This is a genomic window from Agromyces intestinalis, assembly GCF_008365295.1.
Taxonomy (GTDB): domain Bacteria; phylum Actinomycetota; class Actinomycetes; order Actinomycetales; family Microbacteriaceae; genus Agromyces; species Agromyces intestinalis.
The window spans coordinates 823,051-848,067 of sequence record NZ_CP043505.1 but is presented as its reverse complement, the minus strand read 5'-3'; the positions used below and the strand labels follow the sequence as shown (position 1 = coordinate 848,067).

At 70.7% G+C, this 25,017-nt stretch carries 22 protein-coding genes and 2 tRNA genes; 18 read left to right on the top strand and 6 right to left on the bottom strand.

Features of this window, described 5'->3' with window-relative positions; all coding sequences use genetic code 11:
* Positions 1–166 precede the first annotated feature (166 nt).
* The 4 genes from FLP10_RS03935 (at position 167) to FLP10_RS03920 (ending at position 4,893) form a co-directional block, all read left to right on the top strand.
* Complete coding sequence (locus FLP10_RS03935) at positions 167–2,059, top strand: DUF4012 domain-containing protein (protein WP_149159688.1); 1,893 nt, start codon at positions 167–169, stop codon at positions 2,057–2,059.
* Positions 2,060–2,171: 112 nt separating this feature from the next.
* Positions 2,172–2,681 (top strand): hypothetical protein, encoded by a 510-nt coding sequence (locus FLP10_RS03930; RefSeq protein ID WP_149159687.1) that lies wholly within the window; start codon positions 2,172–2,174, stop codon positions 2,679–2,681.
* Positions 2,682–2,863: 182 nt separating this feature from the next.
* Positions 2,864–3,715: a universal stress protein gene (locus FLP10_RS03925; protein WP_168209096.1), complete on the top strand. Its 852-nt coding sequence runs from the start codon at positions 2,864–2,866 to the stop codon at positions 3,713–3,715.
* A gap of 20 nt (positions 3,716–3,735) precedes the next feature.
* A complete protein-coding gene (locus FLP10_RS03920) occupies positions 3,736–4,893 on the top strand; it encodes a DUF418 domain-containing protein (RefSeq protein WP_149159685.1) in 1,158 nt (385 codons plus the stop codon).
* Here FLP10_RS03920 and FLP10_RS03915 read toward each other — a convergent pair.
* The gene (locus tag FLP10_RS03915) at positions 4,826–5,287 is read right to left on the bottom strand and encodes a VanZ family protein (RefSeq protein WP_149159684.1); all 462 of its coding nucleotides are present in this window, start codon (positions 5,285–5,287) and stop codon (positions 4,826–4,828) included. The two genes, FLP10_RS03920 and FLP10_RS03915, sit on opposite strands and share 68 nt — an antisense overlap.
* 109 nt (positions 5,288–5,396) lie before the next feature.
* On the opposite strand from FLP10_RS03915, the gene FLP10_RS03910 reads away from it, so the two are divergent.
* Positions 5,397–6,698, top strand: a complete 1,302-nt coding sequence (locus tag FLP10_RS03910; protein ID WP_149159683.1) for a UDP-glucose dehydrogenase family protein — start codon at positions 5,397–5,399, stop codon at positions 6,696–6,698.
* Positions 6,699–6,768: 70 nt separating this feature from the next.
* Here FLP10_RS03910 and FLP10_RS03905 read toward each other — a convergent pair.
* The 3 genes from FLP10_RS03905 to FLP10_RS03895 all read right to left on the bottom strand — a co-directional run bounded on the left by FLP10_RS03905 (position 6,769) and on the right by FLP10_RS03895 (position 10,559).
* A tRNA-Pro gene (locus FLP10_RS03905) sits at positions 6,769–6,845 on the bottom strand.
* Positions 6,846–6,900: 55 nt separating this feature from the next.
* Positions 6,901–7,878 (bottom strand): metallophosphoesterase, encoded by a 978-nt coding sequence (locus FLP10_RS03900; protein WP_149159682.1) that lies wholly within the window; start codon positions 7,876–7,878, stop codon positions 6,901–6,903.
* Positions 7,875–10,559 (bottom strand): transglycosylase domain-containing protein, encoded by a 2,685-nt coding sequence (locus FLP10_RS03895; RefSeq protein ID WP_149159681.1) that lies wholly within the window; start codon positions 10,557–10,559, stop codon positions 7,875–7,877. Before FLP10_RS03895 ends, FLP10_RS03900 begins: the two co-directional genes overlap by 4 nt.
* Before the next feature lie 114 nt (positions 10,560–10,673).
* Here FLP10_RS03895 and sp36 point away from each other — a divergent pair, with 114 nt between their 5' ends.
* Entirely contained in the window at positions 10,674–10,901 is a 228-nt protein-coding gene (gene sp36 / locus FLP10_RS03890) for a Sp36 family protein (protein WP_149159680.1), read from the top strand.
* Positions 10,901–11,368: a RidA family protein gene (locus FLP10_RS03885; protein ID WP_149159679.1), complete on the top strand. Its 468-nt coding sequence runs from the start codon at positions 10,901–10,903 to the stop codon at positions 11,366–11,368. The genes sp36 and FLP10_RS03885 overlap by 1 nt, the downstream gene beginning before the upstream one ends.
* A gap of 79 nt (positions 11,369–11,447) precedes the next feature.
* On the opposite strand, the gene acs is transcribed toward FLP10_RS03885, so the two are convergent.
* Positions 11,448–13,400, bottom strand: coding sequence for an acetate--CoA ligase (gene acs, locus FLP10_RS03880; protein ID WP_149159678.1), 1,953 nt, complete (start codon positions 13,398–13,400; stop codon positions 11,448–11,450).
* 435 nt (positions 13,401–13,835) lie between these two features.
* Here acs and FLP10_RS03875 point away from each other — a divergent pair, with 435 nt between their 5' ends.
* The 5 genes from FLP10_RS03875 (at position 13,836) to FLP10_RS03855 (ending at position 17,003) form a co-directional block, all read left to right on the top strand.
* The gene (locus tag FLP10_RS03875; RefSeq protein WP_149159677.1) at positions 13,836–14,945 is read left to right on the top strand and encodes a TadA family conjugal transfer-associated ATPase; all 1,110 of its coding nucleotides are present in this window, start codon (positions 13,836–13,838) and stop codon (positions 14,943–14,945) included.
* A gap of 41 nt (positions 14,946–14,986) precedes the next feature.
* Positions 14,987–15,946, top strand: coding sequence for a type II secretion system F family protein (locus FLP10_RS03870; RefSeq protein WP_210418470.1), 960 nt, complete (start codon positions 14,987–14,989; stop codon positions 15,944–15,946).
* A 73-nt stretch (positions 15,947–16,019) separates the two neighbouring features.
* Complete coding sequence (locus FLP10_RS03865) at positions 16,020–16,265, top strand: DUF4244 domain-containing protein (RefSeq protein ID WP_149159676.1); 246 nt, start codon at positions 16,020–16,022, stop codon at positions 16,263–16,265.
* Positions 16,246–16,590, top strand: a complete 345-nt coding sequence (locus FLP10_RS03860) for a TadE family type IV pilus minor pilin (protein WP_149159675.1) — start codon at positions 16,246–16,248, stop codon at positions 16,588–16,590. The genes FLP10_RS03865 and FLP10_RS03860 overlap by 20 nt, the downstream gene beginning before the upstream one ends.
* Positions 16,587–17,003 (top strand): Rv3654c family TadE-like protein, encoded by a 417-nt coding sequence (locus tag FLP10_RS03855; protein WP_210418469.1) that lies wholly within the window; start codon positions 16,587–16,589, stop codon positions 17,001–17,003. The genes FLP10_RS03860 and FLP10_RS03855 overlap by 4 nt, the downstream gene beginning before the upstream one ends.
* A gap of 45 nt (positions 17,004–17,048) precedes the next feature.
* Here FLP10_RS03855 and FLP10_RS03850 read toward each other — a convergent pair whose 3' ends face one another.
* Positions 17,049–17,285 (bottom strand): hypothetical protein, encoded by a 237-nt coding sequence (locus tag FLP10_RS03850; RefSeq protein ID WP_149159674.1) that lies wholly within the window; start codon positions 17,283–17,285, stop codon positions 17,049–17,051.
* Between the two features lie 198 nt (positions 17,286–17,483).
* On the opposite strand from FLP10_RS03850, the gene topA reads away from it, so the two are divergent.
* From topA to FLP10_RS03820, 6 genes are all read left to right on the top strand, one after another.
* Positions 17,484–20,297: a type I DNA topoisomerase gene (topA, locus tag FLP10_RS03845; protein ID WP_149159673.1), complete on the top strand. Its 2,814-nt coding sequence runs from the start codon at positions 17,484–17,486 to the stop codon at positions 20,295–20,297.
* Entirely contained in the window at positions 20,294–20,914 is a 621-nt protein-coding gene (tmk, locus tag FLP10_RS03840) for a dTMP kinase (RefSeq protein ID WP_149159672.1), read from the top strand. Before topA ends, tmk begins: the two co-directional genes overlap by 4 nt.
* Before the next feature lie 66 nt (positions 20,915–20,980).
* Positions 20,981–22,201 (top strand): DNA polymerase III subunit delta', encoded by a 1,221-nt coding sequence (locus tag FLP10_RS03835; RefSeq protein ID WP_149159671.1) that lies wholly within the window; start codon positions 20,981–20,983, stop codon positions 22,199–22,201.
* A 77-nt stretch (positions 22,202–22,278) separates the two neighbouring features.
* Positions 22,279–23,736, top strand: a complete 1,458-nt coding sequence (locus tag FLP10_RS03830; protein WP_246150173.1) for an alpha/beta hydrolase — start codon at positions 22,279–22,281, stop codon at positions 23,734–23,736.
* Between the two features lie 67 nt (positions 23,737–23,803).
* Positions 23,804–23,879 (top strand) — tRNA-Thr (locus tag FLP10_RS03825).
* Between the two features lie 104 nt (positions 23,880–23,983).
* Positions 23,984–24,970 carry a Gfo/Idh/MocA family protein gene (locus FLP10_RS03820; RefSeq protein ID WP_149159669.1) on the top strand — a complete coding sequence of 329 codons (987 nt, stop codon included), beginning with the start codon at positions 23,984–23,986 and terminating at the stop codon, positions 24,968–24,970.
* Positions 24,971–25,017: the final 47 nt, after the last annotated feature.

Genomic DNA, 25,017 nt, shown 5'->3' with positions numbered 1-25,017 from the left:
GGCCATCGGTTCGGCGCTGTCGATGTGGAACAACCGGCTCGCCTGAGGTTCTCAGGCCGGTTCGACGGATTGATTGGTTACGCTACCCATCGTGACGCCGTCTTCCGGGGGTTCGGAGTCGTCGGGTGGGACCCATGGGGATGGGGTACCGGCCCGACCTGATGCGGTGCGCGGTTCCAGCGCGGGATCGCACTCCGGTTCCGGCCGCTCCCACGGGTCCTCGCGCTCACACGGCTCAGGCCACCACCACCGCTCGCGCACCGCGCGCCGCCGCAAGCGCACCCGCCGCATCATCACCTGGTCGCTGGTCGGGCTCGCTGCCCTCGTCGTGTTCTCGGTGGCCTGGGTCGGCATTCGTGCGCTGCTCGCCAAGAACGAGCTCGAGGCGGCGGTGCCGCTCGCCCGGCTGGCGCAAGAGCAGATCCTCGACGGCGACGCGGCCGCGGCATCGAAGACCGCACGGGACCTCGCCGACCACGCGGCATCCGCGGCAGCGCTCACGGGCGACCTGATCTGGCGCGTGTACGAGGCGATTCCCGGGCTCGGGCCCAATCTCGAGGTGCTGCGGTCGATCTCGGCGTCGGTCGATCGTGCGGCGTCGGGCGCCGTGCTGCCGCTGGCCGCGGCCGCCGAGGGCATGGATCTGGCGCGGTTCGCGCCTGCGGGCAATCGCATCGACCTGCAGCCGATCGTCGACCTGCAGGAGCCGGCGCACCAGGCACGCGTGGCGATGGACACCGCCGCGGCGATGGTCGAGTCACCCCGGGTGGCCGCGGCCGACGTCATCGGCCCGCTCGCCGACGCCCGCGATGAGTACGTCGAACTCATCGGGCAGGCGCGTGACGTGGTCGGTGGGCTCGACCGCGCCACCACCCTGCTGCCGCCGATGCTCGGCGCGGCGGGGCCCCGAGACATCCTGCTGCTGTTCCAGAACAACGCCGAACTGCGCTCGCTCGGCGGCATCCCGGGTGCGCTCGCGCTCGTGCACGCCGACGGCGGCGGCATCGGGCTCGTGCAGCAGGCGAGCTCGAGCGACTTCCCGCGGTTCGACCCGCCGGTCGTCCAGTTGCCGGTCGAGACTCGCGCGCTCTGGGGCGACAACACCGCGCGGTACATCCAGGATGCGACGTTCACCCCGCAGTTCCCGCTCGCTGCCACCGTCGCCCGCGAGATGTGGCGTCAACGGTTCGGGCAGGAGGTGCAGACGGTCGTCGCGGTCGACCCGGTGATGCTGAGCTACCTGCTGCGCGCGACCGGGCCGCTGACCCTCTCGACCGGCGACATCGTGACCGCCGACAACGCGGTGACGTTCCTCTTGCAAGACGTCTACCTGAGGTACGAGGTCTCACAGCAGGACGCCATCTTCGCCGAGGTCGCCTCCGCCGCCTTCGACGCGCTCGCCGCCGGCGGCGCCGACCCGCGCGCCCTCATCGACGCCTTCGCCCAGGCGGGGGCCGAGCGCCGCATCTTGATCTGGAATGCCGACGTCACCGAGCAGGCGGTGCTGCACGGCACCACCCTCGATGGGGCTCTGCCCGAGGGCGACCCTGAGGAGCAGGCATTCGGCGTGTACTTCAACGACGCCACCGGCTCGAAGATGGACCGGTTCCTGCAGGTGGCCATCGAGTCGGGAACCGTAACCTGCCGTAATGATGGCCTGCCGCTGTACGAGATCCACGTGACCGTGACGAACACCGCGCCGGCCGATGCGGCGACGAGCCTGCCGAGATACGTTACGGGCGGCGGTGACTACGGAACGCCGCCCGGCTCGATCACGACGACGGTGCACGTCTACAGCGAGCTCGGCACGTACAACCTCGGCGTGAAACTGAACGGAGAGCCCACGGGGTACCACCCGACCTCCGATTCCGGCTACACGCTGAGCAAGGTGGTGTCAACGCTCGCCCCGGGTGAGAGCGCTGCCTACACGTTCGGATTCCTCGGCGGAGAGTCGGGAATGAAGACCCCGATCATCGAGGCGACACCCCTGATGGTGCCGCTCGAACCGACGGGCGCCTCACTCTCCTGCGACACGGCTGAGTGGGCGGCCCTGCGCTGACTGGGCCGCGGGGGGTCGCGCTCTCACCGTCACTGCCGTATCGTGGGCCCTGTTGTGCCCCTTTCGGGGAGGGTGTCAACGTCGATCTGTTACCACAACGGGGGTTCGGTACATGATTCGAAAGATCTTCGCGACCGTCGCGGTCGCAGCAGCGGTGTTGCTCGCTGCTCCGGCGACCGCCACCGCACAAGAGGGCGGCACCGGCTATGTCGGTCAAGGAACCAACGTCACGTTGACGGTCGGCCAGGTCGGCACGATGACCTTCACCGGTCTCGCGCCGAGTTCGCCGAGCACCGCCACCGCACCCGATGCCGTCACGCTCGCGGTGCTGAAGGCTTCCACGGCTTCGCGTCCGACGGATGCCACGGGCACGGTGTCGTACCAGGTGTCGTCGAACACCCCCGGCACGTACACGATCACCGCGACGGCCGGGCAGTACGTGGCCACGGGCACGCTCACGGTCGTGCCGGCGGATACGCCAGCCCGCGCCTCGGGCAGTCTGTCGGGTACCGGCTTCGACCTGCCCGTGCTCTGGCTCTGGATCGGCGGTGGTGCGCTGATCCTCGGCGCGGCACTCATCGTGGTGCTGACCACGGTGCGTCGGTCCCGCAACGATTCCTGAGGGCTGCCCGTCCGGCCGACTTGCTCCGCGCGGAGCGAGCCGGCTGAGCAGTCTGTGTGCGTGACCGCCCGGTCGGTCGCCCGCGCCGCCGCCGACCCACCCATCCGTTCGAGACATCCGCTCGCTGCTCCTTCCGAAACCCGCTCCCGATGGCGAAGATGGGGGTGACGACGGGAGGCTCCATGGGCGAGATCGCGGTGGGTGTGAGCACGGCCGGGCCCGCGACCGATCGGGCGGTGCGATGGGCGGCCGAACGGGCCGCGGGTCAGGGGCATCGGCTGCGGCTCGTGCACGTGGTCGATTCGGCGATCGAGGCGACCGGTGATGCCGAGCTGCTGCTGGCGGCCCAGTCGCGGGCGCGCGACTGCCTGGCATCAGCGCGCACGACGGCCGAGACCCAGTCGCCCGGCCTCGAGGTCGTAACCGACCTCGAACAGGGCAACCCGGCCGAGGTCTTCGAGCGCCTCACGCGCGGCAGCGACCTGCTCGTCGTCGGCAGCGACTGGCACGGCGGCAAGCGGCCCAGCCGTCGCGGGGTGAACAGCCTGCGCATCGCCGCGTCGAGCAGTGTGCCCGTCGCCGTCATCCCCGACATCGACACTGCCGCTCGGCGCGGTGTGGTCGTGGGCGTCGACGGTTCCGAGGTGTCCGATCGGGCCCTGGTGTTCGCCGCCGCCGAGGCCGAGCGCATCGGCGAGCCCCTCATCGCGGTGCACGCGTGGGACATCGCCGTCATGGTCGGCGGCGAGTACGGCTACGGGGTCGCGATGGTGGGTGCCGACGCGCTCGGCAGCGCGGCCGAAGAAGTGCTCGACGACTCGCTCGCCGCGACGGTCGCCGCCCATCCGGGCCTCGAGATCGAGCGACGCGTGGTCGCAGGGGATCCGGTCGCCGCCCTCGTCGACGAGGCCGCGAACGCGTCGCTGCTGGTCGTGGGCAGTCACGGCCGGGGCGCGCTCGCGCGGTTCCTGCTCGGGTCGGTGAGCCACGGCGTGCTCGCGCACCTCGAAGGCCCCACCATCGTGGTGCGCTGACCCGCGTGAGCGTCGGGCGCGTGGGCGAAGTGTCCGGTCGGCGCACGCCCGAGGCATCCGCTCGCCGTGTCGACGGCGTCGACCTCGCGCGCGGGCTCGCGCTCATCGGCATGTTCGTGGCGCACGTCGCACCGGTCGTGACGACCGAGCCGTGGATGGCGCTCATCGGCGTCGCCGACGAGCGCCCTCGGCTGCTGTTCGCGCTCACCGCCGGCATCGGGCTCGGGCTCATGAGCGGGGCGAGGCATCCGATCCCAGCCGCGCCCGGCCGCTTCGGCGGCCCGGCGCGTGCCGAGCTGCGCCGTCAGATCGCGATCCGCGCGGTCATCCTCATCGCGATGGGCCTGGCGATCACCTGGTTCGTCGCGCCGCTCGTGTTCGTCATCCTCGACGTCTACGGTCTCGCATTCCTGCTGTTGCTGCCGCTGATCTTCGTTCCGCGCGGGGTCGCGCTCGGGGTCGGCATCGCGGGAGTGACCATCGCGCCCGGCGTGGCCGTGCTCGTCAGCCGCGCGCAGTGGATCGTCGACGCGCGCCTCACCGGCTGGCAGATCCCCGTCGACTGGGTGTTCTCCGGCGCATACCCGGTGATCGAGTGGGTGCCGGTGATGCTGATCGGCCTGGCGATCGCGCGCTTCGGCGTCACCCGGCCACGGGTCGTGCTGTGGTCGGGGCTCGTCGGGGCCTCGGCCTGTGCGGTCTTGCTCGCGCCTGGCGTCGCGCTGCTGCGCCAGTCGGTCGCGGGCATGGCGGATGTCGCGACCCTCGACGAAGCGTACCTGCAGGCCGCGGTGGGGGAGTCGCTGCAAGCGGTCGGCAACGTCGGCATCTGCGCCGTCGTAGTGGCGGTCGCCGTCGCACTCACCACACTCGTGGCGCCGCGCGTGGCCGGCGTCGTGCGCGCCGTCTGTTCACCCGTCACGGCGATGGGTGCGATGCCGCTCACGATCTACACCGCGCACCTCTTCGTCATCGCCGCGTCGGTCTACGTCGATGACCGGGGCTTCCGATCGGATGACTCGTGGCCGCTGCTCATCGGCCTGGTCGTCGGGTCGATGGCGTTCGCGTGGCTGTGGCGGCGGTTCGTCGGGCGCGGGCCGCTCGAGCAGCTCATGCGGCTGGCGAGCGGGCGGGGTCGGGCGGAGCGGCCGACTGGCGACGCTGCACCCACAGCGTGACGAGCAGCACGCCGATCGCGGTACCGGTCGTGTTCGCCACCACGTCTGACACCGCGCTCACTCGCGACGGGATGCCGAGCTGCACCAGTTCGATCACCACCGAGAGCGCGGCGCCGATGCCGATCGTCGACCACGCGCCGAGTCGCGGCCACGCCAGCGCGAGCAGCGCCCCGAACGGCACGAACAGCACGATGTTCGCGCCGAACTCGAGCGCCGTCGCGGCCGGTTCGCGCGGCACGCCCACGCTTGCGAGCACATCGGCCGCCCAGCCGACGATGCCCGTCACACGGCCGGCTTCGCGCGCGGGCAGAAACACGATGAGCGCCAGCGCGACCAGGTAGGGGAGCAGCAGCACGCGCCATCCGACGGGGGTGAAGCGGAATCGGCGCGGCATCGCACCATCGTCGCACGAGTCGCTCCCTCGGTGTTCCCGCCCGCCCAACCTGCCCAACTGTCCACGAGCCGGCACTCAGCGCCCGGATACGACCTGCGAGAATCACCACATGCGCATCTCGGTGATCGGCTGTGGTTATCTTGGCGCGGTGCATGCGGCGGCGATGGCCGAGCTCGGTCATGAGGTCGTCGGTATCGATGTCGACGAGCGGAAGATCGCGGCGCTCGCCGCGGGTGAGGCGCCGTTCTTCGAGCCGGGTCTGGGTGCGATCCTGCGCAGCGCGACCGGCAGCGGCCGGTTGCGTTTCTCGACCGGGATGGCGGATGCCGCGGATGCGCGGGTGCATTTCATCGCGGTCGGCACGCCGCAGTCGGCGAACGGCTACGCGGCCGACGTGTCGTATGTCGATGCCGCGTTCGACGCGCTGGTGCCGTACCTCGCTGATGGCGCTCTCGTGGTGGGCAAGTCGACGGTGCCGGTGGGCACGGCGGCCCGGCTCGCGGCCCGGCTCGCCGAGACCGCCCCGCACGCGCGGCTCGCGTGGAACCCCGAGTTCCTGCGTGAGGGGTTCGCTGTGAAAGACACCCTCGAGCCCGACCGGCTCGTCTACGGTGTCGATGACCCCGAGTCGACCCGGCTGCTCGACCAGGTGTACCGTGCGGCCGTCGAGGCCGGTGCGCCGCGGATCGAGACCGACTACGCGACCGCCGAGCTCGTCAAGGTCGCGGCGAACGCGTTTCTCGCGACGAAGATCTCGTTCATCAACGCGATGGCCGAGATCGCCGAGGTCAGCGGGGCGGATGTCACGAAGCTCGCCGACGCGATCGGGCACGACGCCCGCATCGGGCGGAGGTTCCTGAACGCCGGCGTCGGGTTCGGCGGCGGCTGCCTGCCGAAGGACATCCGGGCGTTCACCGCGCGCGCTGAAGAGCTCGGGCGGGGCGAGTCGGTGGCGTTCCTGAAAGAGGTCGACGCGATCAACCTGCGCCGCCGCCGCCGCGTCGTCGAGCTCGCGCTGGAACTGCTCGGCGGCTCGGTGTACGGGCGCACCGTCGCGGTGCTGGGCCTGGCGTTCAAGCCCGACTCCGACGACGTGCGCGACTCGCCCGCGCTCGACGTGGCCGTGCAACTGCGCGGCCTCGGCGCCCGGGTGATCGCCACCGACCCCGAAGCGATCGCCAACGCGCAGGCCAGGCACCCACAGCTCGACTACACCACCTCACTCGACCACGCCCTCACCGGCGCCGACCTCGTCGTACTCGTCACCGAGTGGCACGCGTTCCGCGCCCTCGACCCCACCGAGACCGCCCGCCACGTCACCGCCCGCCGCATCATCGACGCACGCAACGTGCTCGACCCGACCGCCTGGCGCGCCGCCGGATGGACCTATCGAGGATTGGGACGGCCATGACCGAACGGATGCCGCGGCGGCTGCCGCCGCATACGACGAAAGCCCCTCCCGGAGGAGGGGCTTTCGCGTTTGGTCGGGGTGACAGGATTTGAACCTGCGACCTCTTCGTCCCGAACGAAGCGCGCTACCAAGCTGCGCCACACCCCGGTGGCCGAACGGCCTCAACAAGCATAGCCGAGAAAAGCGGGGCTCCCGACCACGGTCAGGGCGCGGGAACGAGCGTCAGCAGCGTCGCTTCGGGCGGGCACGCGAAGCGCACCGGCGCCGTGATCGACGTGCCGAGGCCGGCCGACACATTGAGGAACGCCGACCGAAGGCCGTGCCGCCAGACGCTGAGTCCCTTCGCCTGCGAGCGCGGGATGTCGCAGTTCGTGACGAGCGCGCCGTAGCCGGGCAGGCACACCTGGCCGCCGTGCGTATGGCCCGCGAGGATGAGCTGCGCGCCGTGGTTCACGAACGAGTCGAGCACGCGGCGGTAGGGCGCGTGGGACACGCCGACGGTCAGGGTCGGTCGCTTCGCCGATACGGATGCCTCGTCGGGCCAGCTCTCGTCGCCGAGCGGGTCGTCGGCGCGCAGGTCGTCGATGGCGGCCGTGATGAGGTCGAGCCGGTCGAAGTGCTTGTGGGGGTCGTCGACCCCGAAGAACTCGAGGCGCGTGCCGTTGAGATCGATCGCGGCCGCGCGATTGTCGAGGTCGAGCCATCCGAGTTCGTCGAAGTAGGCATGCAGCGCCGCGATGTCGAGCTGCTTCGAGCGCGGCACGTGCCCCGACGGGCCGCCGAAGTAGAGGAACGGGTTCTTCAGCACCGGACCGAAGTAGTCGTTCGACCCGTTGACGAACACGCCGGGGATGCCGCGGAACGCCTCGAACGCCGCACGGATGCCCTCGAGCCCGCGCTCATGACCGAGGTTGTCGCCCGTGTCGACGATGAGGTCGGGCTGCAGTTCGACCAGTGACCGCACCCACTGCTGCTTCGACCGCTGCCACGGGGCCATGTGCAGATCCGACAGGTGCAGCACCTTGATCGGTGCCGAGCCGGCCGGCAGCACCGGCACGTCGACGCGACGCAGGGTCCAGCGGGTGCGCTCGATCAGCGAGCCGTATGCGAACGCGGCAAGCCCCGCCGCGCCGATCGCCAGGGCGATCCGCGCGACGGGGGAACGGGATGCGCGGGTCACCCGTTGTTGCCGTTGCCGTCGGCCGGCGGGTTGTCGTCGCCGTCGCCGCCGTCATCGCCGTCGGGATCGCCGAACTCCACGTTCACCGTGGCGCCCCTGCGCGCGCCCGAGCCGGCGGGCGGATCCTGCGAGACGACCACCTGATCGGGTTTGCCGTTGCCGCGCATCTTCAGGCCCGCCTGATCGAGCGCGGCCTTCGCGTTCTGCGCCGTGAGGCCGGTCAGGTCGGGAACCGTGGTGCCCTGCCCGTTGCTCGTGAACACGCGGATGGTGGTGCCGCGGCCCGCCTGGCCCGACGGGTCGGTGCCCGAGACCTGGCCTGCCGGCAGGTTCGAGTCCTGCTGACCGCCGTCTTCGACGACGAACCCTGCCGTTTCGAGGGCCTGCTTGGCGGCGTCGAACGTCAGGCCCGTGACCTGCGGGATGTCGATGAGCACCTGACGGAACGCCGATGGATCGGGCTCGGGGAACTCGGAACCGCCGTACTTGTTGTCAGCGAGCTCCATGATCATCGGCCAGATGCGGTGCCGCGCGGTGGCGGCCGACCCGCTGTCGAAGCTGACGGTACGCAGGTTGGTGCGGTAGTCGCCGCCGGTGATGTTGCCCACCCAGACCGCGGTGGCCGCGGTCGTCGACGAGCCGACCATCCAGGTGTCGAAGGCGTTGTCGGTGGTACCGGTCTTGCCGATGTGGGGAACGCCGGTGCCCGTGTTCGAGGCCGACGCGGTGCCGCCGTTGAACGTCTGCGCCATCGCATACTCCATCGCGTGCGCCACCTCGGGGGTCACCGACTGCTGGCAGTTCGACGCAGGCGGCGTGATCTCCACGCCGTCTTTCGTCTCGATGCGGTCGATCGCGATGGGGGTGCACGTGTAGCCGTTGTTCGCGATGCCGGCGAACGCCGCGGCCATCGTCACGGGCGCCACCTCTTCGGTGCCGAGCACCGCCGACGGCTGGAACTGCGCGTTCGGGTCGAGTGCGCGGGTGCCGTCGGGGTTCTTCGCCGGCGTGCCGTCGTCCTCATAGGCGAAGCGCTGACCGAGCTCGAGCCCGTCGGCGCGCTTCACGCCGAACGCCTGCGCAGTGTCCTTGATCTTGCACAGCTGCAGCTGCTGGGCCATCGCCATGAACGACGAGTTCACCGAGTACTTGGTGGCGTCGACGGCGTTGCTGGCGATCGTGGCGTCGTCGTTCAGCGGGTTGAACGCGCCCGTCCACGTGCTGCCGTCGCACATGCCCGGGAACGACGTGAACGTGCGGCGGTTGCCGTTGAAGCTCTCGCGGAGCGAGTGCCCCTCATTCAGCCACTCGCCCAGGGTGAACACCTTGAACGTCGAACCGGGCTGGAAGCCGCTCGAACCGCCGTAGGCGAAGTCGGTGCTCAGGTTGATGGCGCTGTGGCCGGGGTCGGCGTCGAGCACCTCCTGCTCCTGCGAGTAGAGCTTGTTCTGCGCCATGGCGAGGATGCGGCCCGTACCGGGTTGCACCGTGGTCGCCACCGCGCCGACGTCGAAGCGCTCGTCGACGTAGGGCACGTTCTCGTTGATGGCCTGCTCGGCGCGCGACTGCAGCTCGAGGTCGATGGTCGTGTAGACCTGCAGCCCCTCTTGCTTCAGCATCTCGGCGCCCTCGTCGACGTCGGGCGTCGTGGGGTCGTCGTAGTAGTTGAGGATGACGTTCTTGACGTAGTCGCAGAAGTACGCGCTGCCACCGGCCGTCTGGCAGCCGGTGCTCGGCGGGTTGATCACCGGGGCGATCGGCGTCGCGATGGCCTCGTCGTGCTCGGCCTGGGTGATCTTGCCGTACTTCAGCATCTCGTCGAGGATGTAGTCGCGCCGCTGCTTGGTGGCCGCGTAGGGCACGACCTCGCCGGTCTCTTCGTCGATCGTGTTCGCGCCGTTCGTCTCGCTCTCGGGGTTGTCGAGGCGGAACTTCTCGGGGTTGTTCACGATCGCGATGAGGCTCGCCGCCTCGGGAAGCGTGAGGTCGGCTGCATTCTTCGTGTAGTAGTACTGCGCCGCAGTCTGGATGCCGTACACGCGGCCGCCGAACAACGCGATGTTCAGGTAGCCGCGGAGGATCTCGTCTTTCGAGGTCTTCTTCTCGAGCGAGATCGCGTACTTCATCTCTTTGAGCTTGCGCTCGGGAGTGGTCTCGATCGCGGCGTCGACCGCCGCTTCCTTCTCTTCCTCAGTCTTCGCCTTGCGCACCGCGTTGTTCACGAGCACGTTCTTCACGTACTGCTGCGTGATCGACGAACCACCCTGGGTGGCGCCGCCGATGACGTACTCGTTGAGGGCCGCGCGCACGGTGCCCTGGATGTCGATGCCGCCGTGCTCGTAGAACCGGGGGTCTTCACCGGCGACCGCGGCATCCTTCACGTACTGGCTGATCTGATCCCAGCCGACCTCTTCGCGGTTGTCCTCGTAGAACGACGCGAGCTTGAAGGGCGAGCCGTCGGGCGCCGTCGCGTAGATGTCGGTCTTCTCGGACAACTCGCCGATCTCGAGGTATCCCGGAAGGTTCTCGAACATCGAGATACCGTTGTTCGCGGCCATTCCGGTGACGGCGAGAGCCGGGGTCACAGCAGCGGTGACGAGGACGCCGGCCAGCGCGCTCATGCCGACGAGGCCGAGCACACCGATAGCGACGCCGCTCGTCGAGCGGTTCTGGGCAGACATATAGTGGAGCCTAACGGAGAAGGCTGGGGAAACCCGGCAAGTGCTCGGCGCGCGGAAAACCGGGGATCCGGGCCGTGTTCGGCCGGTCACGCCCACCCCCGACGAAGGAGCGCCATGCCCGCCTGGGAGTACGTCACGACCCCGCTGCTGATCCACAACACCGCCGCCATCCTCAACAACTGGGGCTCCGAGGGCTGGGAGCTCGTGCAGATCGTGCAGGGGCCCGAGGGCGGTCTCGTGGCCTACCTGAAGCGCCCCGCCGGCGACGACTCGTCGCAGGCCGCCGCAGCGGGTCAGGCGGCAGCCGCGCAGGCCGCGAAGCAGTTCGAGGGCGACGCCTGATGTCGTTCGAGGCGAAGCTCGCCGAACTCGGCATCGAGCTGCCGCCCGTCGCACCGCCGGTCGCCGCCTACGTGCCCGCCGTGGTCACCGGGTCGTACGTCTACACGAGCGGCCAGCTGCCGTTCGTCGCCGGCGCACTGCCCACTACCGGCAAGGTCGGTGACACGGCCGAGCTGGTGTCGGCCGATGACGCGAAGGCGTTCGCCCGCACCGCGGTGCTCAACGCGCTGGCGGCGGTGCGCGCCGAGATCGGCTCGCTCGACCGGGTCACGCGCATCGTCAAGCTCGTCGGCTTCGTGGCATCCGACCCGGCCTTCACCGGCCAGCCCGGCGTGATCAACGGGGCATCCGAGCTGCTCGGCGAGATCTTCGGCGACGCCGGCCGTCACGCCCGATCGGCCGTCGGCGTCGCTGTGCTGCCCCTCGACAGCCCCGTCGAGCTCGAACTCGTCGTCGAGTTCGCGTAGCCGCCGCGCCCCGCGCGACTGGGAAACGACGAACGACGGATGCCACGTGGCATCCGTCGTTCGTCCTTGCCCGGCGTGCTCAGCGCACCTGGGCGCTGATGATGTCCATGATCGCGGTGTCGGCGAGGGTCGTGGTGTCGCCGACCTGACGACCCTCGGCGAGGTCGCGCAGCAGGCGCCGCATGATCTTGCCCGAGCGGGTCTTCGGCAGCTCGTTCACGATGAACACCTGCCGGGGGCGGGCGATCGCGCCGATCTGCATCGCGACGTGGCGGCGCAGCTCCTCCGAGGCATCCGACGGGTCGAGGTCGTGCGCGTGGCGCTCCTTCAGGATGACGAACGCGACCACCGCCTGACCGGTCGTTTCGTCGGAGGCGCCGACGACGGCGGCCTCGGCGGTGATCTCGTGCGCGACGAGCGACGACTCGATCTCGGCCGTCGAGAGGCGGTGACCCGACACGTTCATGACGTCGTCGACACGGCCCAGCAGCCAGATGTCGCCGTCTTCATCGCGGCGGGCGCCGTCGCCGGCGAAGTACTTGTCGCCGAACTTCTCCCAGTAGGTCTCTCTGAATCGCTCGGGGTCGCCCCAGATGCCGCGCAGCATGCTCGGCCACGGTTCGGTGATGACCAGCAGCCCGCCGTCTTCGCCCTCGACGGGCGTGCCGTCGTCGGCGAGGATGTCGACCGAGATGCCGGGCACCGGCACCTGCGCCGATCCTGGCTTGAGATCGGTGATGCCGGGCAGCGCCGAGATCATGATCGCGCCGGTCTCGGTCTGCCACCAGGTGTCGACCACGGGGATCGAGCCGCCGCCGATGACATGCCGGTACCAGATCCACGCCTCGGGGTTGATCGGTTCGCCCACCGAGCCGAGCAGGCGCAGCGAGCGCAGGTTGAAGTTGTGCACGACCGAGCGGCCGAGCTTCATGAACGAGCGGATGGCGGTCGGCGCCGTGTACAGGATGGTCACCCCGTACTTCTCGACGAGCTCCCACCAGCGGCCGGGGTGCGGCGTGTCGGGGGTGCCCTCGTACAGCACCTGGGTGGCGCCGTTCGCGAGCGGGCCGTACACGACGTAGGAGTGGCCGGTGATCCAGCCGACATCGGCGGTGCACCAGTAGACGTCGCGCTCGGGGTGCAGGTCGAACACGTTCTTGTGGGTGAACGCGACCTGCGTGAGGTAGCCGCCCGACGTGTGCAGGATGCCCTTCGGCTTGCCGGTGGTGCCCGAGGTGTAGAGGATGAACAGCGGGTTCTCGGCGTCGAACGCCTGCGCCTCGTGCTCGGGGCTCGCGGTGGTGACGGTGTCGTGCCACCAGAGGTCGCGGCCCTCGTTCCAGGCGATGTCGTTCTCGCCGCGCTTGACGACGAGCACGTTCTTGACGGTGCCGCCCTCGGCCTTGGCGAGCGCCTCGTCGACCACCGGCTTCAGCGGGAACACGCGGCCCTTGCGGTACCCGCCGTCGGCGGTGATCACGAGGGATGCCTCGGCGTCGTCGATGCGCGAAGCGAGGCTGTCGGCGCTGAACCCGCCGAAGACGACCGAGTGGATGGCTCCGATGCGCGCGACGGCGAGCATCGAGACGACGGCCTCGGGGATCATCGGCAGGTAGATCGCGACGCGGTCGCCCGTGCGGATGCCGAGGTCGGTGAGCGCGTTGGCGGCGCGCTTGACCTCTTCGGTGAGCTCGGCGTAGGTGATGGCGCGCGAGTCGCCGGGCTCGCCCTCCCAGTAGATGGCGACGCGGTCGCCGAGACCGGCCTCGACGTGGCGGTCGAGGCAGTTCACGGCGACGTTGAGCTCGCCGTCGGCGAACCAGCGCGCGAACGGCGGGTTCGACCAGTCGAGCACCTCGGTGAAGGGCTTCTGCCAGGTCAGCAGGTCACGGGCCTGGTCGGCCCAGAAGCCGAGTCGGTCTGCGGATGCCGCGTCGTAGAGACGTTCGTCGGCGATGGCTTGGGCGGCGAACTCGGGGCTCGGGCGGAAGCGCCTGATCTCCTCGAGAGCGTGGTCGATCTGCACAGTCATGTGTTCCAGTCGCTCCTTCGCGAGTGTGGATCCGGTGGGATTCGCCTGCCCCACCAGCACTGTACCCGGCCGCGAGGGATGCTCCGAAACGGACGGGAAACGCACAGTCACTGTGCGTTTCCGCAGAGACTTCTGTATGTCGGCACAAATGAGGACAAAAAGTGCTTGCGCATGGATCAGGAACCCGTATGCTGATCAAGCCCGAACACTCGTTTCGCGGCCTGCAGCGCTCGTGATTCCCCCCAATCCTTGCGCTGCCGAGGCGGCACCTGTTCCCCCCAATGGGTGCCGCCCCCTTACGTTAACGGGGTCGTGGACACGCGTCCACGATTCTGTCAAGACGAGCCCTCCTCCACAATGGCGTGGTGGAGGGTTCTGTCGTCTCCGCGGCGGACCCGACGCAACCGCGGCCTCGCCGCTGCCTACGCTCGCGGCATGTCCGTTCCCTTCGTCGCGACTCCGTCCTGGTTGACGGATGCCTCGTCGCCCCAGCCGCCCGAGGGCTCGCCGCCGTGGCTGCCCGATGGTCAGCCTCCCGGTGCGGTGTCGGTTCCTCGGGACGCTTCGTTCCGGGCGGTGCGCGAAGCATCCGCCGCGCCGCCCGCACCCCTCGAGGGGGCGCGCGACGAACTCGAGTTGCTCGGTCCGCTCGCGCCGTACGCGAGCGACGGCCCGGTCACCGACCTGTTCGTCAACGGGGCGGCGGGCCTGTGGGTCGACCGCGGCGGCGGTGCCGAGCGACACCCGACCTGGAGGGCCGGCGAGCCCGAGGTGCGTGCGCTCGCGGTGCAGCTCGTCGCCCGAGGCGGGCGCCACATCGACGAGGCGACTCCCGCGGTCGACGTGCGTCTCGGCCGTGGTATCCGCGTGCATGCGGTGCTGCCGCCGGTGTCGACGACCGGCACGTTGATCTCGGTGCGCGTGCCACGGGCGGCCGGGTTCTCGCTCGCCGCGCTCGCTCGCTCGGGCATGGTCGACGGCGCGCACGAGGCGCGGTTGCGCGCGGCCGTGGCCGAACGGGCGAACGTGCTCGTCACGGGTGCCGCCGGAAGCGGCAAGACCACCCTGCTGGCCGCGCTGCTCGGCGAAGCGCCCGAGTCCGACCGCATCATCGTGATCGAGGATGTCGCCGAGCTGCGCATCGAGCACCCGCACATCGTCGGCCTGGAAGCCCGCCAGCCGAATCTCGAGGGCACCGGGCGCGTCGGCCTCGACGCGCTGTTGCGCGAAGCGCTGCGAATGCGACCCGACCGGCTCGTGGTCGGCGAATGCCGCGGCGCCGAACTGCGCGAGCTGCTCTCGGCGCTGAACACCGGCCACGACGGCGGGGCGGGCACCTTGCACGCGAACTCGCTCGAGGATGTGCCCGCCAGACTCGAGGCCCTCGGGTCCGTCGCCGGGCTCGATCCCGATGCGGTCGCAAGGCAGGCGGTGAGCGCCTTCGACCTCGTGCTGCACGTCGAGCGCACGCCGGCCGGTCGGCGGCTCGCGGGCATCGGGCGGTTCGAGCTCGACGGCGATCGACTCGCGGTGACGCCGTGCTGAGCCGACCCGGCCGAGCTGACGGGCCGATACGACCTGACCGGGTGAGCCGACCGGGTGGCGGCGGACTGCTCGCGCGGATCCGCCGCGATCGCCCCGACGAGGCGGCTGGCTTCGAGGCCGTCGCCGTGGTGGCCGAGCGGCTCGCGGTGATGCTCGCCGCCGGTGTCCCCGCCCCGGCGGTGTGGCGGCACGTCGACGACGGGGTGGGCACGGCGGTCGCCGAGGCGGCAGCGGCCGCCGCCGCTGCGGGGCAGCCGGTCGGCGATGCGATCGCGGGGGCCGCGCCGCCCGGACCGACTCGGCTCGCCTGGTCGACGCTCGCCGCCGCGTGGCATGTCGCCGAGTCGGCGGGCGCGCCGCTCGCGGCGAGCCTGCGCGACCTGGCAGCCGCCCTGCGCGACGAGGCGCACGCGCGCCGTGAGGTGCGCGCAGCGCTGGCCGGTCCGCGGGCGAGCGCGCGAATGGTCACCGCCCTGCCGATCATCGCGGCCGCCTTCGGCGCACTGCTCGGGTTCGACACCGTCGGCGTGCTGTTCGGTTCCCCGGTCGGCATCACATGCCTGCTCGTCGGCAGCGCCCTGCTCTGGGCCGGCAGCAGGTGGAATCGGGCGCTCGCGCGCCGCGCCGCGCCCGACCGGCCGTCGCCCGGGCTCGAACTCGACCTGTTCGCCGTGGCCATGTCGGGTGGGGCATCGCTCGAACGATCGCGTCGGCTCGCCGCCGAGGCGCTCGACCGGCACGTGCCCGCCGCGGCCGGTCTCGACGACGTCGAGGCCACCGTGCGGCTGGCATCGAACGCCGGCGCCCCCGTGGCCGAACTGCTGCGCTCGGAGGCGGCGCGCCGCCGCCGAGAGGCCAGGTCGGACGCGATGGTGCGGGCCGCGGCGCTCTCGGTGCGGCTCATGCTGCCGCTCGGCGCGTGCGTACTGCCCGCCTTCGTGCTGCTCGGCGTCGCGCCGCTCATGATCTCGGTCGTCACCGGAACACTCGGAGCGGCGTGACCGGCCCCAGAAACTCGTGCCCCAGAACTCGTGCCCCAGAACTCGTGCCGACCCACCCGAAGAGAGGAATCACATGCACACCACCCATCCCACCGGCAGGCGGACGCGCCTCGCCCGTCTCGCGCGAGCGCGCACACGGCGCGCCGTCGGGGCCGCGTCACGTCGCCTCCTCGGCGACCGCGGCGCCGCGACGGCCGAGTACGCCGTGGCCACGATGGCCGCCGTCGGCTTCGCAGGACTGCTCGTCATCATCCTGCGGGGCGACGAGGTGCGCGGCATCCTGACCGATCTCGTGCGGAATGCGCTCACGGTCGGCTGACCGCGAGCGCGGCAGTGCGACCGCGGAGCTCGCGGTCGCACTGCCCGCCGTCGCGCTCGTGCTCGCGGCCTGCCTCGCGGCGATCCAGCTCGGCGCCCAGCAGGTGCGACTGACGGATGCCTCGGCCGACGCCGCGCGCGCCCTCGCGCGCGGCGAGACGGTCGAGGTGGCGGCCGGCATCGCCGACCGGGTCTCGGGCGGCGCCGCGCTCGAGGTTGCACGCGACGGGCTGTTCGTGTGCGCGGTGCTGCGGGCCGGCGGGTCGGGCCTCATGTCGTCGATCGAACTACGGAGCGAGTCGTGCGCCGTGGACGGCGGGCGATGACGGCGCGCCCGGCCCGGGCGCGCACGGTCATGGCGGCGGCGCGTCGGCCGCGCGCTCGATTCCACCGCGGATGCCGCGACGAACGCGGAGCCGGAACCGTGCTGGTGCTGGCGATCGTGGCGGGAATCATGGCGCTCACGGCGGTGATCGTGCCGCTGCTGGCGGTGCCGATCGCGGCTCAGCGCGCGGCCAACGCGGCCGATGCCGCCGCGCTCGCGGCCGCCGACGCGCTGAGCGGGGCGATCCCGGGCGTCCCGTGCGACCTCGCCGCGCAAGTCGCCATGCGTGGGGGAGCCGAACTCGTCGGCTGCGAGACGTCCGGGCCGGTCGTATCCGTCTCGGTGCGTCGCGGCGTGCTCGGCCTCGTGGTCGAGGCTCGCGCCCGCGCCGGGCCGCCCGGCTGGACCGACTGAGCGCACGCCGCTCAGTCGAAGACGCCGCTCAGCCGAGGACGCCGCTCAGTCGAAGACGGTCTCGACGTAGCGGTACTCGACCGCGGTCGGCTGCGCCGAGTTGTCGCCGTCGAACTCGAGGCCGGCGCCGCGCGAGTACACGTAGCGCTTGCCCCCGTCGGCGTTCAGTTCGATGCGCGGGCGCGGGTCGCCCGTGTCGAGGAAGTCGGTGGCGACGGTGCGGCCTTCGAGCGGTCCGTCGATCAACTTGGCGGTGTACGAGGCCGTGGATGACGTGTCCATGCCGCTATTGTCCTCCGCCTCCCCGGTTCCGCAAGGGTCTGCGCCGGGCCGGTCGCTGGGGGAACGTCGTGGGGGGTTCACGGTGAGGGTGTGTATGGTGTGGCTGTCGGTGCCGAGCGCGCACCGGTTGACGGCACACCGCTGGGGGGCGCGGGTCGATACGTGCGTCCCTCTCTGTTCGAATCGCAAGGAGTCTGGTTGTCAGGCGCGAAGAAACTGGTCATCGTCGAGTCGCCGACCAAGATGAAGTCGATCGCCCAATATCTGGGCGACGGCTACACGGTGCTGTCGTCGGTCGGCCACATCCGCGACCTCATCGAGCCGAAGAACCTGCCCGCCGAGGTCAAGAAGCGCGGCGGCGGACTCGCGAAGTTCTCGGTCGACGTCGACAACGGCTTCGAGCCGTACTACGTGGTCAGCGACTCGAAGAAGAAGACCGTCGCCGAACTCAAGCGGGCGCTGAAGGACGCCGATGAACTCCTGCTCGCCACCGATGAAGACCGCGAGGGCGAGGCCATCGCGTGGCACCTGCTGCAGGAGCTGAAGCCCAAGGTGCCGGTGCGTCGCATGGTGTTCCACGAGATCACGAAAGACGCGATCCTCGCCGCGAAAGACCACACCCGCGAACTCGACACCTCGCTCGTCGACGCACAGGAGACCCGCCGCATCCTCGACCGCCTCTACGGATACGAGGTCTCGCCGGTGCTCTGGCGCAAGGTCGGCCCCGGCCTCTCGGCCGGCCGCGTGCAGTCGGCCGCGACCCGACTCGTCGTCGACCGCGAGCGCGAGCGGCTCGCGTTCGTCGCGGCATCCTATTGGGATCTGGTCGGCACCTTCACGAGCGCGGATGCCTCGTTCCAGGCCAAGCTGGTGCGCCTCAGCGGCGACCGGGTCGCGACCGGCCGCGACTTCGACGACCGCGGGCAGCTGAAGAGCCGTGCCGCCGTGCTCGACGAAGCGACCGCGACCGCGCTCGCCGCGGCGCTGCGCGACGACACCGTCGCCAAGCGCGTCTCGAAGCTCGAGCAGAAGCCGTACCGCCGCAGCCCGGCGGCGCCCTTCACCACGTCGACGCTGCAGCAGGAGGCCGCGCGCAAGCTGCGCCTGAGCGCCAAGGACACGATGCGCGTGGCGCAGTCGCTCTACGAGAACGGCTACATCACCTACATGCGCACCGACTCGAACTCGCTCTCGAAGCAAGCGATCGCCGCAGCGCGGGCGCAGGCGTCGAAGCTGTACGGCCCCGACACCGTGCCCGACAAGCCCCGCAGCTACGCGAGCCGATCGAAGAACGCGCAAGAGGCGCACGAGGCGATCCGCCCGTCGGGCGAGGTGTTCCGCACGCCCGCCGAGGTCGAGGGGCAGCTGCGCGGCAGCGAGTTCCGCCTGTACGACCTGATCTGGAAGCGCACCATCGCCTCGCAGATGGCGGATGCCACGGGCCACACCGCGACCGTCACGCTCGAAGTCGGGCCGACGGCGGCGGATGCCCCGGCCCCCGCCGAGCCGACTGCGAAGGTCGCCGGCGCGCTCGCCGAGTTCACCGCGAGCGGCACCGTGATCACGTTCCGCGGGTTCCTCGCCGCCTATGAAGAGGGACGCGATGAGGAGCGAAACGCCGACGAAGCCCCGGGCGACGCCCGGCTGCCCGCCCTCGCCGAGGGGCAGGCCGTCAGCCTGGCCGAGCTCGAGGCGAAGGGCCACGAGACGACTCCGCCGCCTCGGTTCACCGAGGCGAGCCTCGTGAAGCGGCTCGAAGAGCTCGGCATCGGCCGACCGTCGACGTTCGCGTCGATCATCTCGACGATCCTCGACCGGGGGTACGTCACCCTGCGCGGTCAGGCGCTCGTTCCGAGCTTCGTCGCGTTCTCGGTCGTGCGGCTGCTCGAAGAGCACTTCGGCGACCTCGTCGAATACGACTTCACCGCCGAGATGGAAGACGACCTCGACCGCATCGCCTCGGGCGAGGCCGACCGGGTCGACTGGCTGAACGGGTTCTACTTCGGCGGCGACAAGCACCGGGGCCTTCGGCAGGTCGTCGACAACCTCGGCGACATCGACGCCCGCGAGATCAACTCGGTGCAGGTCGCCCCTGACATCACACTGCGCATCGGCAAGTACGGGCCGTACCTCGAGGTCGTCGACCCCGAGGCCGCGGTCGACGCGACCCCGCGCCGGGTGAACCTGCCCGAGGGGCTGGCGCCCGACGAGCTCACCGTTGAGAAGGCGCGCGAACTCATCGACGCCCCCGTGGTCGGCGACCGGGTGCTGGGGCTCAACCCCGCGAACGGCAAGCAGGTCGTCGTGAAGGACGGCCGGTTCGGGCCGTACGTCACCGAGGTCGAGCCCGAGGCATCCGAACCCGAGGCACGTGCTGCGGCATCCGTCGACCCCGCCACCGGCGAGGTGATCGAAGCTCCGCAGAGCCAACCGGTGAAGGCGGCCAAGAAGGCCGCGAAGAAGGCGCCTGCCGAGAAGCCGCGCACCGCGTCGCTCTTCAAGAGCATGCAGGTCGACGCGATCGACCTCGAGACCGCGCTCAAGCTGCTCGACCTGCCGCGCATCGTCGGCATCGACGCCGAGTCCGGCGCCGAGATCACCGCCCAGAACGGCCGCTACGGTCCATACCTGAAGAAGGGCACCGACACGCGCACACTGCCGAGCGAGGACGCGATCTTCGAGATCGACCTCGCCGGCGCCGAAGAGCTGTTCGCCCAGCCGAAGTACGGCGCCCGCCGGGCGTCGAGCGCTCTGAAGGAGTTCGACGCCGACCCGGTGAGCGGCAAGCCGATCAAGGTGAAGGACGGCCGGTTCGGCCCGTACGTCACCGACGGCGAGACGAACGCGACCATCCCGCGGGCCGAGTCGGTCGAGGAGATCACCTTCGAACGCGCGGTCGAACTGTTGCAGATCAAGCGCGACAAGGGGCCGGCCAAGCCCCGGGCGAAGCGCGCGACCACGGCGAAGAAGGCCCCGGCGAAGAAGGCGCCCGCCAAGAAGAGCACCACGTGAGCCGCGGGCTGTTCATCACCTTCGAGGGCGGCGACGGCTCGGGCAAGACGACGCAGGCCGGCCTGCTCGAGGCATGGCTGCACGGCCTCGGGCGCACCGTCGTTCGCACCCGTGAGCCCGGCGGCACCGACGTCGGGCTCGAGGTGCGCGAACTCGTGCTGCATCACCGCGGCGAGATCGCCCCTCGTGCCGAGGCGCTGCTCTACGCCGCCGATCGGGCGCATCACGTCGCCACGCTCGTGCGGCCCGCGCTCGCCCGCGGCGAGGTCGTCGTGCAAGACCGATACATCGACTCGTCGGTCGCGTACCAGGGCGCAGGGCGGGTGCTCGACCCCGACGAGGTGCGCCGCGTCTCGGAGTGGGCGACCGAGGGGCTGCGCCCCGACCTGACGGTGCTGCTCGACCTCGACGAGGACGCGGCGCGGGCACGGCTCGATGCCGCGCCGCGTCGCTTCGACCGGCTCGAGGCCGAGGCATCCGAGTTCCACGCCCGGGTACGCGCGGCCTACCTCGAGCTGGCCGCGGCCGAACCCGACCGCTTCCTCGTCGTCGACGCGACCCGACCGGTCGACGAGATCTCGGCCGCGGTGCGCGAGCGCGTCGAGGCGCTGCTCTGAGCAGCGGCGACCGGGCGGCGCCGCCCGACCGGGGCGGCCGTCGGCGGCACCGGGTAGCGTGATCGCGTGAGCGTGTGGAGCGAGCTGACCGGCCAGTCGGCGGCGATCGGGGTGCTGCGCGAGGCCGCCGTCGCCTCGGCGGCGACATCGAACGGGGCCGCTTCGCTGTTCGGCGACGATGCGGATGCCTCGCCGGCGAGTTCGGCGCAGCGCATGACCCACTCGTGGTTGATCACCGGTCCGCCCGGGTCGGGGCGGTCGAACCTGGCGTATGCGTTCGCGACCGCGCTGATCTCGGGTGATCCCGATGGCGACGAGCCCACCCGCATCCAGGTCGAGGCGCGCAGTCACCCCGACCTGCAGGTGCTCGCGACCGAGGGCGTCATCATCAAGCGCGACGACGTGCGCGACATCGTGAAGCGCTCGCACTACGCCCCGTCGGTCGGCACGCACCGTGTCATCATCGTCGAAGACGCCGACCGCATGACCGAGCAGACCTCGAACTTCCTGCTGAAAGAGCTCGAAGAGCCGCCCGAGCGCACGGTGTGGATCCTCTGCGCGCCGAGCGACGCCGACCTGATTCCCACGATCCGGTCGCGCGTGCGCACGGTGCGACTGCAGGTGCCGGGCATCGCCGACGTCGCCGACCTGCTCGTGCGCCGCGACGGCGTCGACCAGGCGATCGCCGAGCGAGCCGCGCGCGAGGCGCAGAGCCACATCGGCATGGCGCATCGGCTGGCGACGAGTCCCGAGGCCCGCGCCCGGCGCGACGAGACCCTGCGGCTCGCGCTCGGCGTGCGCTCGACGCCGTCGGCGGTCATGACGGCCGCCCGGCTCATCGAGATCGCGGGCGACGACGCGAAGGCGATCACCGAGCTCCGCGACGCCGAAGAGCGCGAGCACGCGCTGCGCTCGCTCGGCTTGGCGCCGGGGCAGACGGTGCCGCCCGCGCTGCGCGCCCAGCTGAAGGCCCTCGAAGACGACCAGAAGCGCCGGGCCACCCGCAGCCTGCGCGACGGTATCGACCGCATCCTCGTCGACCTCGCCTCGCTGTACCGCGATGTGCTGGTGATGCAGCTCGCCGCCGGCGTCGACCTCGTCAACCTCGAACTGCGCGACGAGATCGCCGCCGCCGCGGCATCCGCGTCGCCCGCGCGCACCCTCGCGACCCTCGACGCCATCCAGACCGCCCGTGAACGCATCGAGGGCAACGTGCAGCCCACGCTGGCGCTCGAGGCGATGCTCGTAACCGCCATCCGCCGAACCGCCGACCGAGGAGCCGCCTGATGCGAAGCCACCGACCCCTTCGCATCGCGGCAGCATGTGCGACGCTCATCGCCGCGACCCTCGCCTTCACGGGGTGCGTGAACCCCTTCACCCCGCAGCCGCCGCACACCTCGTCGCCGACGAACGAACAGGTCGAGCCGCCGCTGGAGCGGTTCTACCACCAGACCCTCACCTGGGAGCAGTGCGGCGACCGTATGGGCTGCACGACCGCGATCGCGCCGCTCGACTGGGACGACCCCGATGCCGGCGAGGTCGAGCTCGCACTCGTACGACACGTCGCCACGGGCGACCGCATCGGGTCGCTGCTGGTCAACCCCGGCGGCCCGGGCGGCTCGGGCTACGACTTCATCACGGACTCGCTCGACTACGCGGTCGGCCAGGCCCTGCAGGAGCGATTCGACATCGTCGGGTTCGACCCGCGCGGGGTCGGGCGGTCGTCGGCGGTCGCATGCTTGGACGCGGCCGGCATGGACGAGTACCTCTACGGCATCACCTCGGCCGAGCGCGGCAGTGACGAGTGGATCGACGAGGTGCGCCAGGCGCAGACCGACTTCGGCGCGGCGTGCGAGCGGAACACCGGGCCGCTGCTCGCCGAGGTCGATACCGTGAGCGCCGCGCGCGACCTCGACCTGCTCCGCGCAGTGCTCGGCGATGACGAGCTCAACTACCTCGGCTACTCGTACGGCACGTTCCTCGGCGCGACGTACGCCGAGCTCTACCCCGAGCGGGCGGGTCGACTCGTGCTCGACGGCGCGATCGACCCGTCGCTCAGCGAGCACGAGGTCACGATCGGGCAGGCGATCGGGTTCGAGCAGGCGTTGCGCGCATACCTCGAGAGCTGCCTCGCTGCAGCCGACTGCCCGTTCGGCGGGTCGGCCGACTCGGCGATGGGCGAGATCTCGCGGCTGATCGCCTCGCTCGATCAGAGCCCTCTGCAGGGCAGCGACGGTCGGCTGGTCGGCGCCGACACGTTCATCACGGCGATCGTCTACCCGCTGTACAGCCCCAGCGCGTGGAGCTACCTCGACGACCTCTTCGACTCGGTGATGCTCGGCGACGCCGACTTCGCCCTCACACTCGCCGACGGCTACAACGGCCGCGAACCCGACGGCACCTATCTCGACAATTCGACCGAGGCGTTCATCTCGATCAACTGCCTCGACTACGAGTACCAAGACGACGTCGCCGTGATGCGTGAGCGCGCCGCCGAGGTCGCCGCGGCCGCACCCGTGATCGGTCCGTACTTCGGGTTCGGCGACCTGAGCTGCATCGACTGGCCGGTGCCGAGCGAGGCCGTGCGCCAGCCGATCCACGCCGAGGGCGCGCCGCCGATCCTGGTGGTCGGCACCACCGGCGACCCCGCGACCCCGTACGAGTGGGCGGTGTCGCTGGCCGACCAGCTCGAAAGCGGCGTGCTCGTCAGCTACGACGGCGAGGGTCACACCGCCTACAACAAGTCGAATGCGTGCGTGAACGACGCGGTCGAGCGGTTCCTCATCGACGGCGTCGTCCCCGCAGAGGATCCGCACTGCTGAGCGCGTTCTGAGGCGCTCGCGAAACCCGCTATGATTGGTGATCGTGCCATCCGGCAACGGGTGCCACGCCGCCTTAGCTCAGTCGGCAGAGCGATTCACTCGTAATGAATAGGTCGAGGGTTCGATTCCCTCAGGCGGCTCCACCTCCGAGGGCCTCGACGCGAGTCGGGGCCCTTCGTCATGCCGGGCGCGAGGTGTGCCCGACCAGACGCGACGAAGCGCGCTCTCGCCTCAGTAGGCTGAGCGCATGACCGACGGACTTCGCTGGGGCATTCTCGCCACGGGCGGCATCGCGCACATGTTCACGAGCGACCTGAAGCTGAACGGCTTCGACGTGCGGGCCGTGGGCTCGCGGCGCGTCGAGTCGGCGCAGGCATTCGCCGCCGAGTTCGGCATCACGAACGTGCACGGCAGCTATGAAGCGCTGGCCGCCGACCCCGAGGTCGACATCGTGTACGTCTCGACGCCGCATCCGCTGCACGCCGCGAACGCCGAGATCGCCATCCGGGCCGGCAAGCACGTGCTGATCGAGAAGCCGTTCGCCCTCAACGCCGTCGAGGCGCAACGCATCGCCGACCTCGCGGCCGAGCACGGCGTGCTCGCGCTCGAGGCGATGTGGACCAGGTACCTGCCGCACATGCTCCGCATCCGCGAGATCATCGCGGCGGGCACCCTGGGCGAGGTGCGCACGCTCATCGCCGACCACACCCAGAAGCTCTCCGACGATCCGGCCCACCGCATCAACGCGCTCGAGCTCGGCGGCGGCGCGCTGCTCGACCTCGGCATCTACCCGATCTCGTTCTCGTGGGACCTGTTCGGCGCGCCGCTGACCATCCAGTCGACGGCGACGTTCAAGTCGACCGGCGCCGACGCGCAGATCGCCACCGTATTCGGCTACGACGGCGGTCGCATCGCCGCCACGCTGTCGGCGAGCGAGTCGAAGGGGCCGAACACGGCGACCGTCCTCGGCACCCTGGCCCGCATCGACATCGACGGGGTCTGGTACACGCCGACGTCGTTCCGGGTCGTCGCGGCCGACGGCACCGTGCTCGAGGAGTACGTGTCCGAGGTGACCGGTCGAGGCATGCACTACCAAGCCGCCGCGGCTGAGCAGCTCGTGGCCGCGGGCGAGCTCGACGGCGGTTCGATCCTGCCGACGGCCGAGTCGGTCGCCATCATGGGCACCCTCGACGAGGTGCGCGAGCAGATCGGGTTGCGCTACCCGGGCGAGTAGCGGCGAGCCGAGGCTTCCTCGGGATTCTTTCGGGTCGCGTTCGTAGA

Excerpts from the sequence above, each read along its gene's own strand:
- FLP10_RS03930 (WP_149159687.1), top strand. The coding sequence starts at position 2,172 with ATGATTCGAAAGATCTTCGCGACCGTCGCGGTCGCAGCAGCGGTGTTG.
- FLP10_RS03925 (WP_168209096.1), top strand. The coding sequence starts at position 2,864 with ATGGGCGAGATCGCGGTGGGTGTGAGCACGGCCGGGCCCGCGACCGAT.
- FLP10_RS03915 (WP_149159684.1), bottom strand. The coding sequence starts at position 5,287 with ATGCCGCGCCGATTCCGCTTCACCCCCGTCGGATGGCGCGTGCTGCTG.
- FLP10_RS03910 (WP_149159683.1), top strand. The coding sequence starts at position 5,397 with ATGCGCATCTCGGTGATCGGCTGTGGTTATCTTGGCGCGGTGCATGCG.
- FLP10_RS03895 (WP_149159681.1), bottom strand. The coding sequence starts at position 10,559 with ATGTCTGCCCAGAACCGCTCGACGAGCGGCGTCGCTATCGGTGTGCTC.
- sp36 (WP_149159680.1), top strand. The coding sequence starts at position 10,674 with ATGCCCGCCTGGGAGTACGTCACGACCCCGCTGCTGATCCACAACACC.
- FLP10_RS03885 (WP_149159679.1), top strand. The coding sequence starts at position 10,901 with ATGTCGTTCGAGGCGAAGCTCGCCGAACTCGGCATCGAGCTGCCGCCC.
- acs (WP_149159678.1), bottom strand. The coding sequence starts at position 13,400 with ATGACTGTGCAGATCGACCACGCTCTCGAGGAGATCAGGCGCTTCCGC.
- FLP10_RS03875 (WP_149159677.1), top strand. The coding sequence starts at position 13,836 with ATGTCCGTTCCCTTCGTCGCGACTCCGTCCTGGTTGACGGATGCCTCG.
- FLP10_RS03865 (WP_149159676.1), top strand. The coding sequence starts at position 16,020 with ATGCACACCACCCATCCCACCGGCAGGCGGACGCGCCTCGCCCGTCTC.
- FLP10_RS03860 (WP_149159675.1), top strand. The coding sequence starts at position 16,246 with ATGCGCTCACGGTCGGCTGACCGCGAGCGCGGCAGTGCGACCGCGGAG.
- FLP10_RS03855 (WP_210418469.1), top strand. The coding sequence starts at position 16,587 with ATGACGGCGCGCCCGGCCCGGGCGCGCACGGTCATGGCGGCGGCGCGT.
- FLP10_RS03850 (WP_149159674.1), bottom strand. The coding sequence starts at position 17,285 with ATGGACACGTCATCCACGGCCTCGTACACCGCCAAGTTGATCGACGGA.
- FLP10_RS03820 (WP_149159669.1), top strand. The coding sequence starts at position 23,984 with ATGACCGACGGACTTCGCTGGGGCATTCTCGCCACGGGCGGCATCGCG.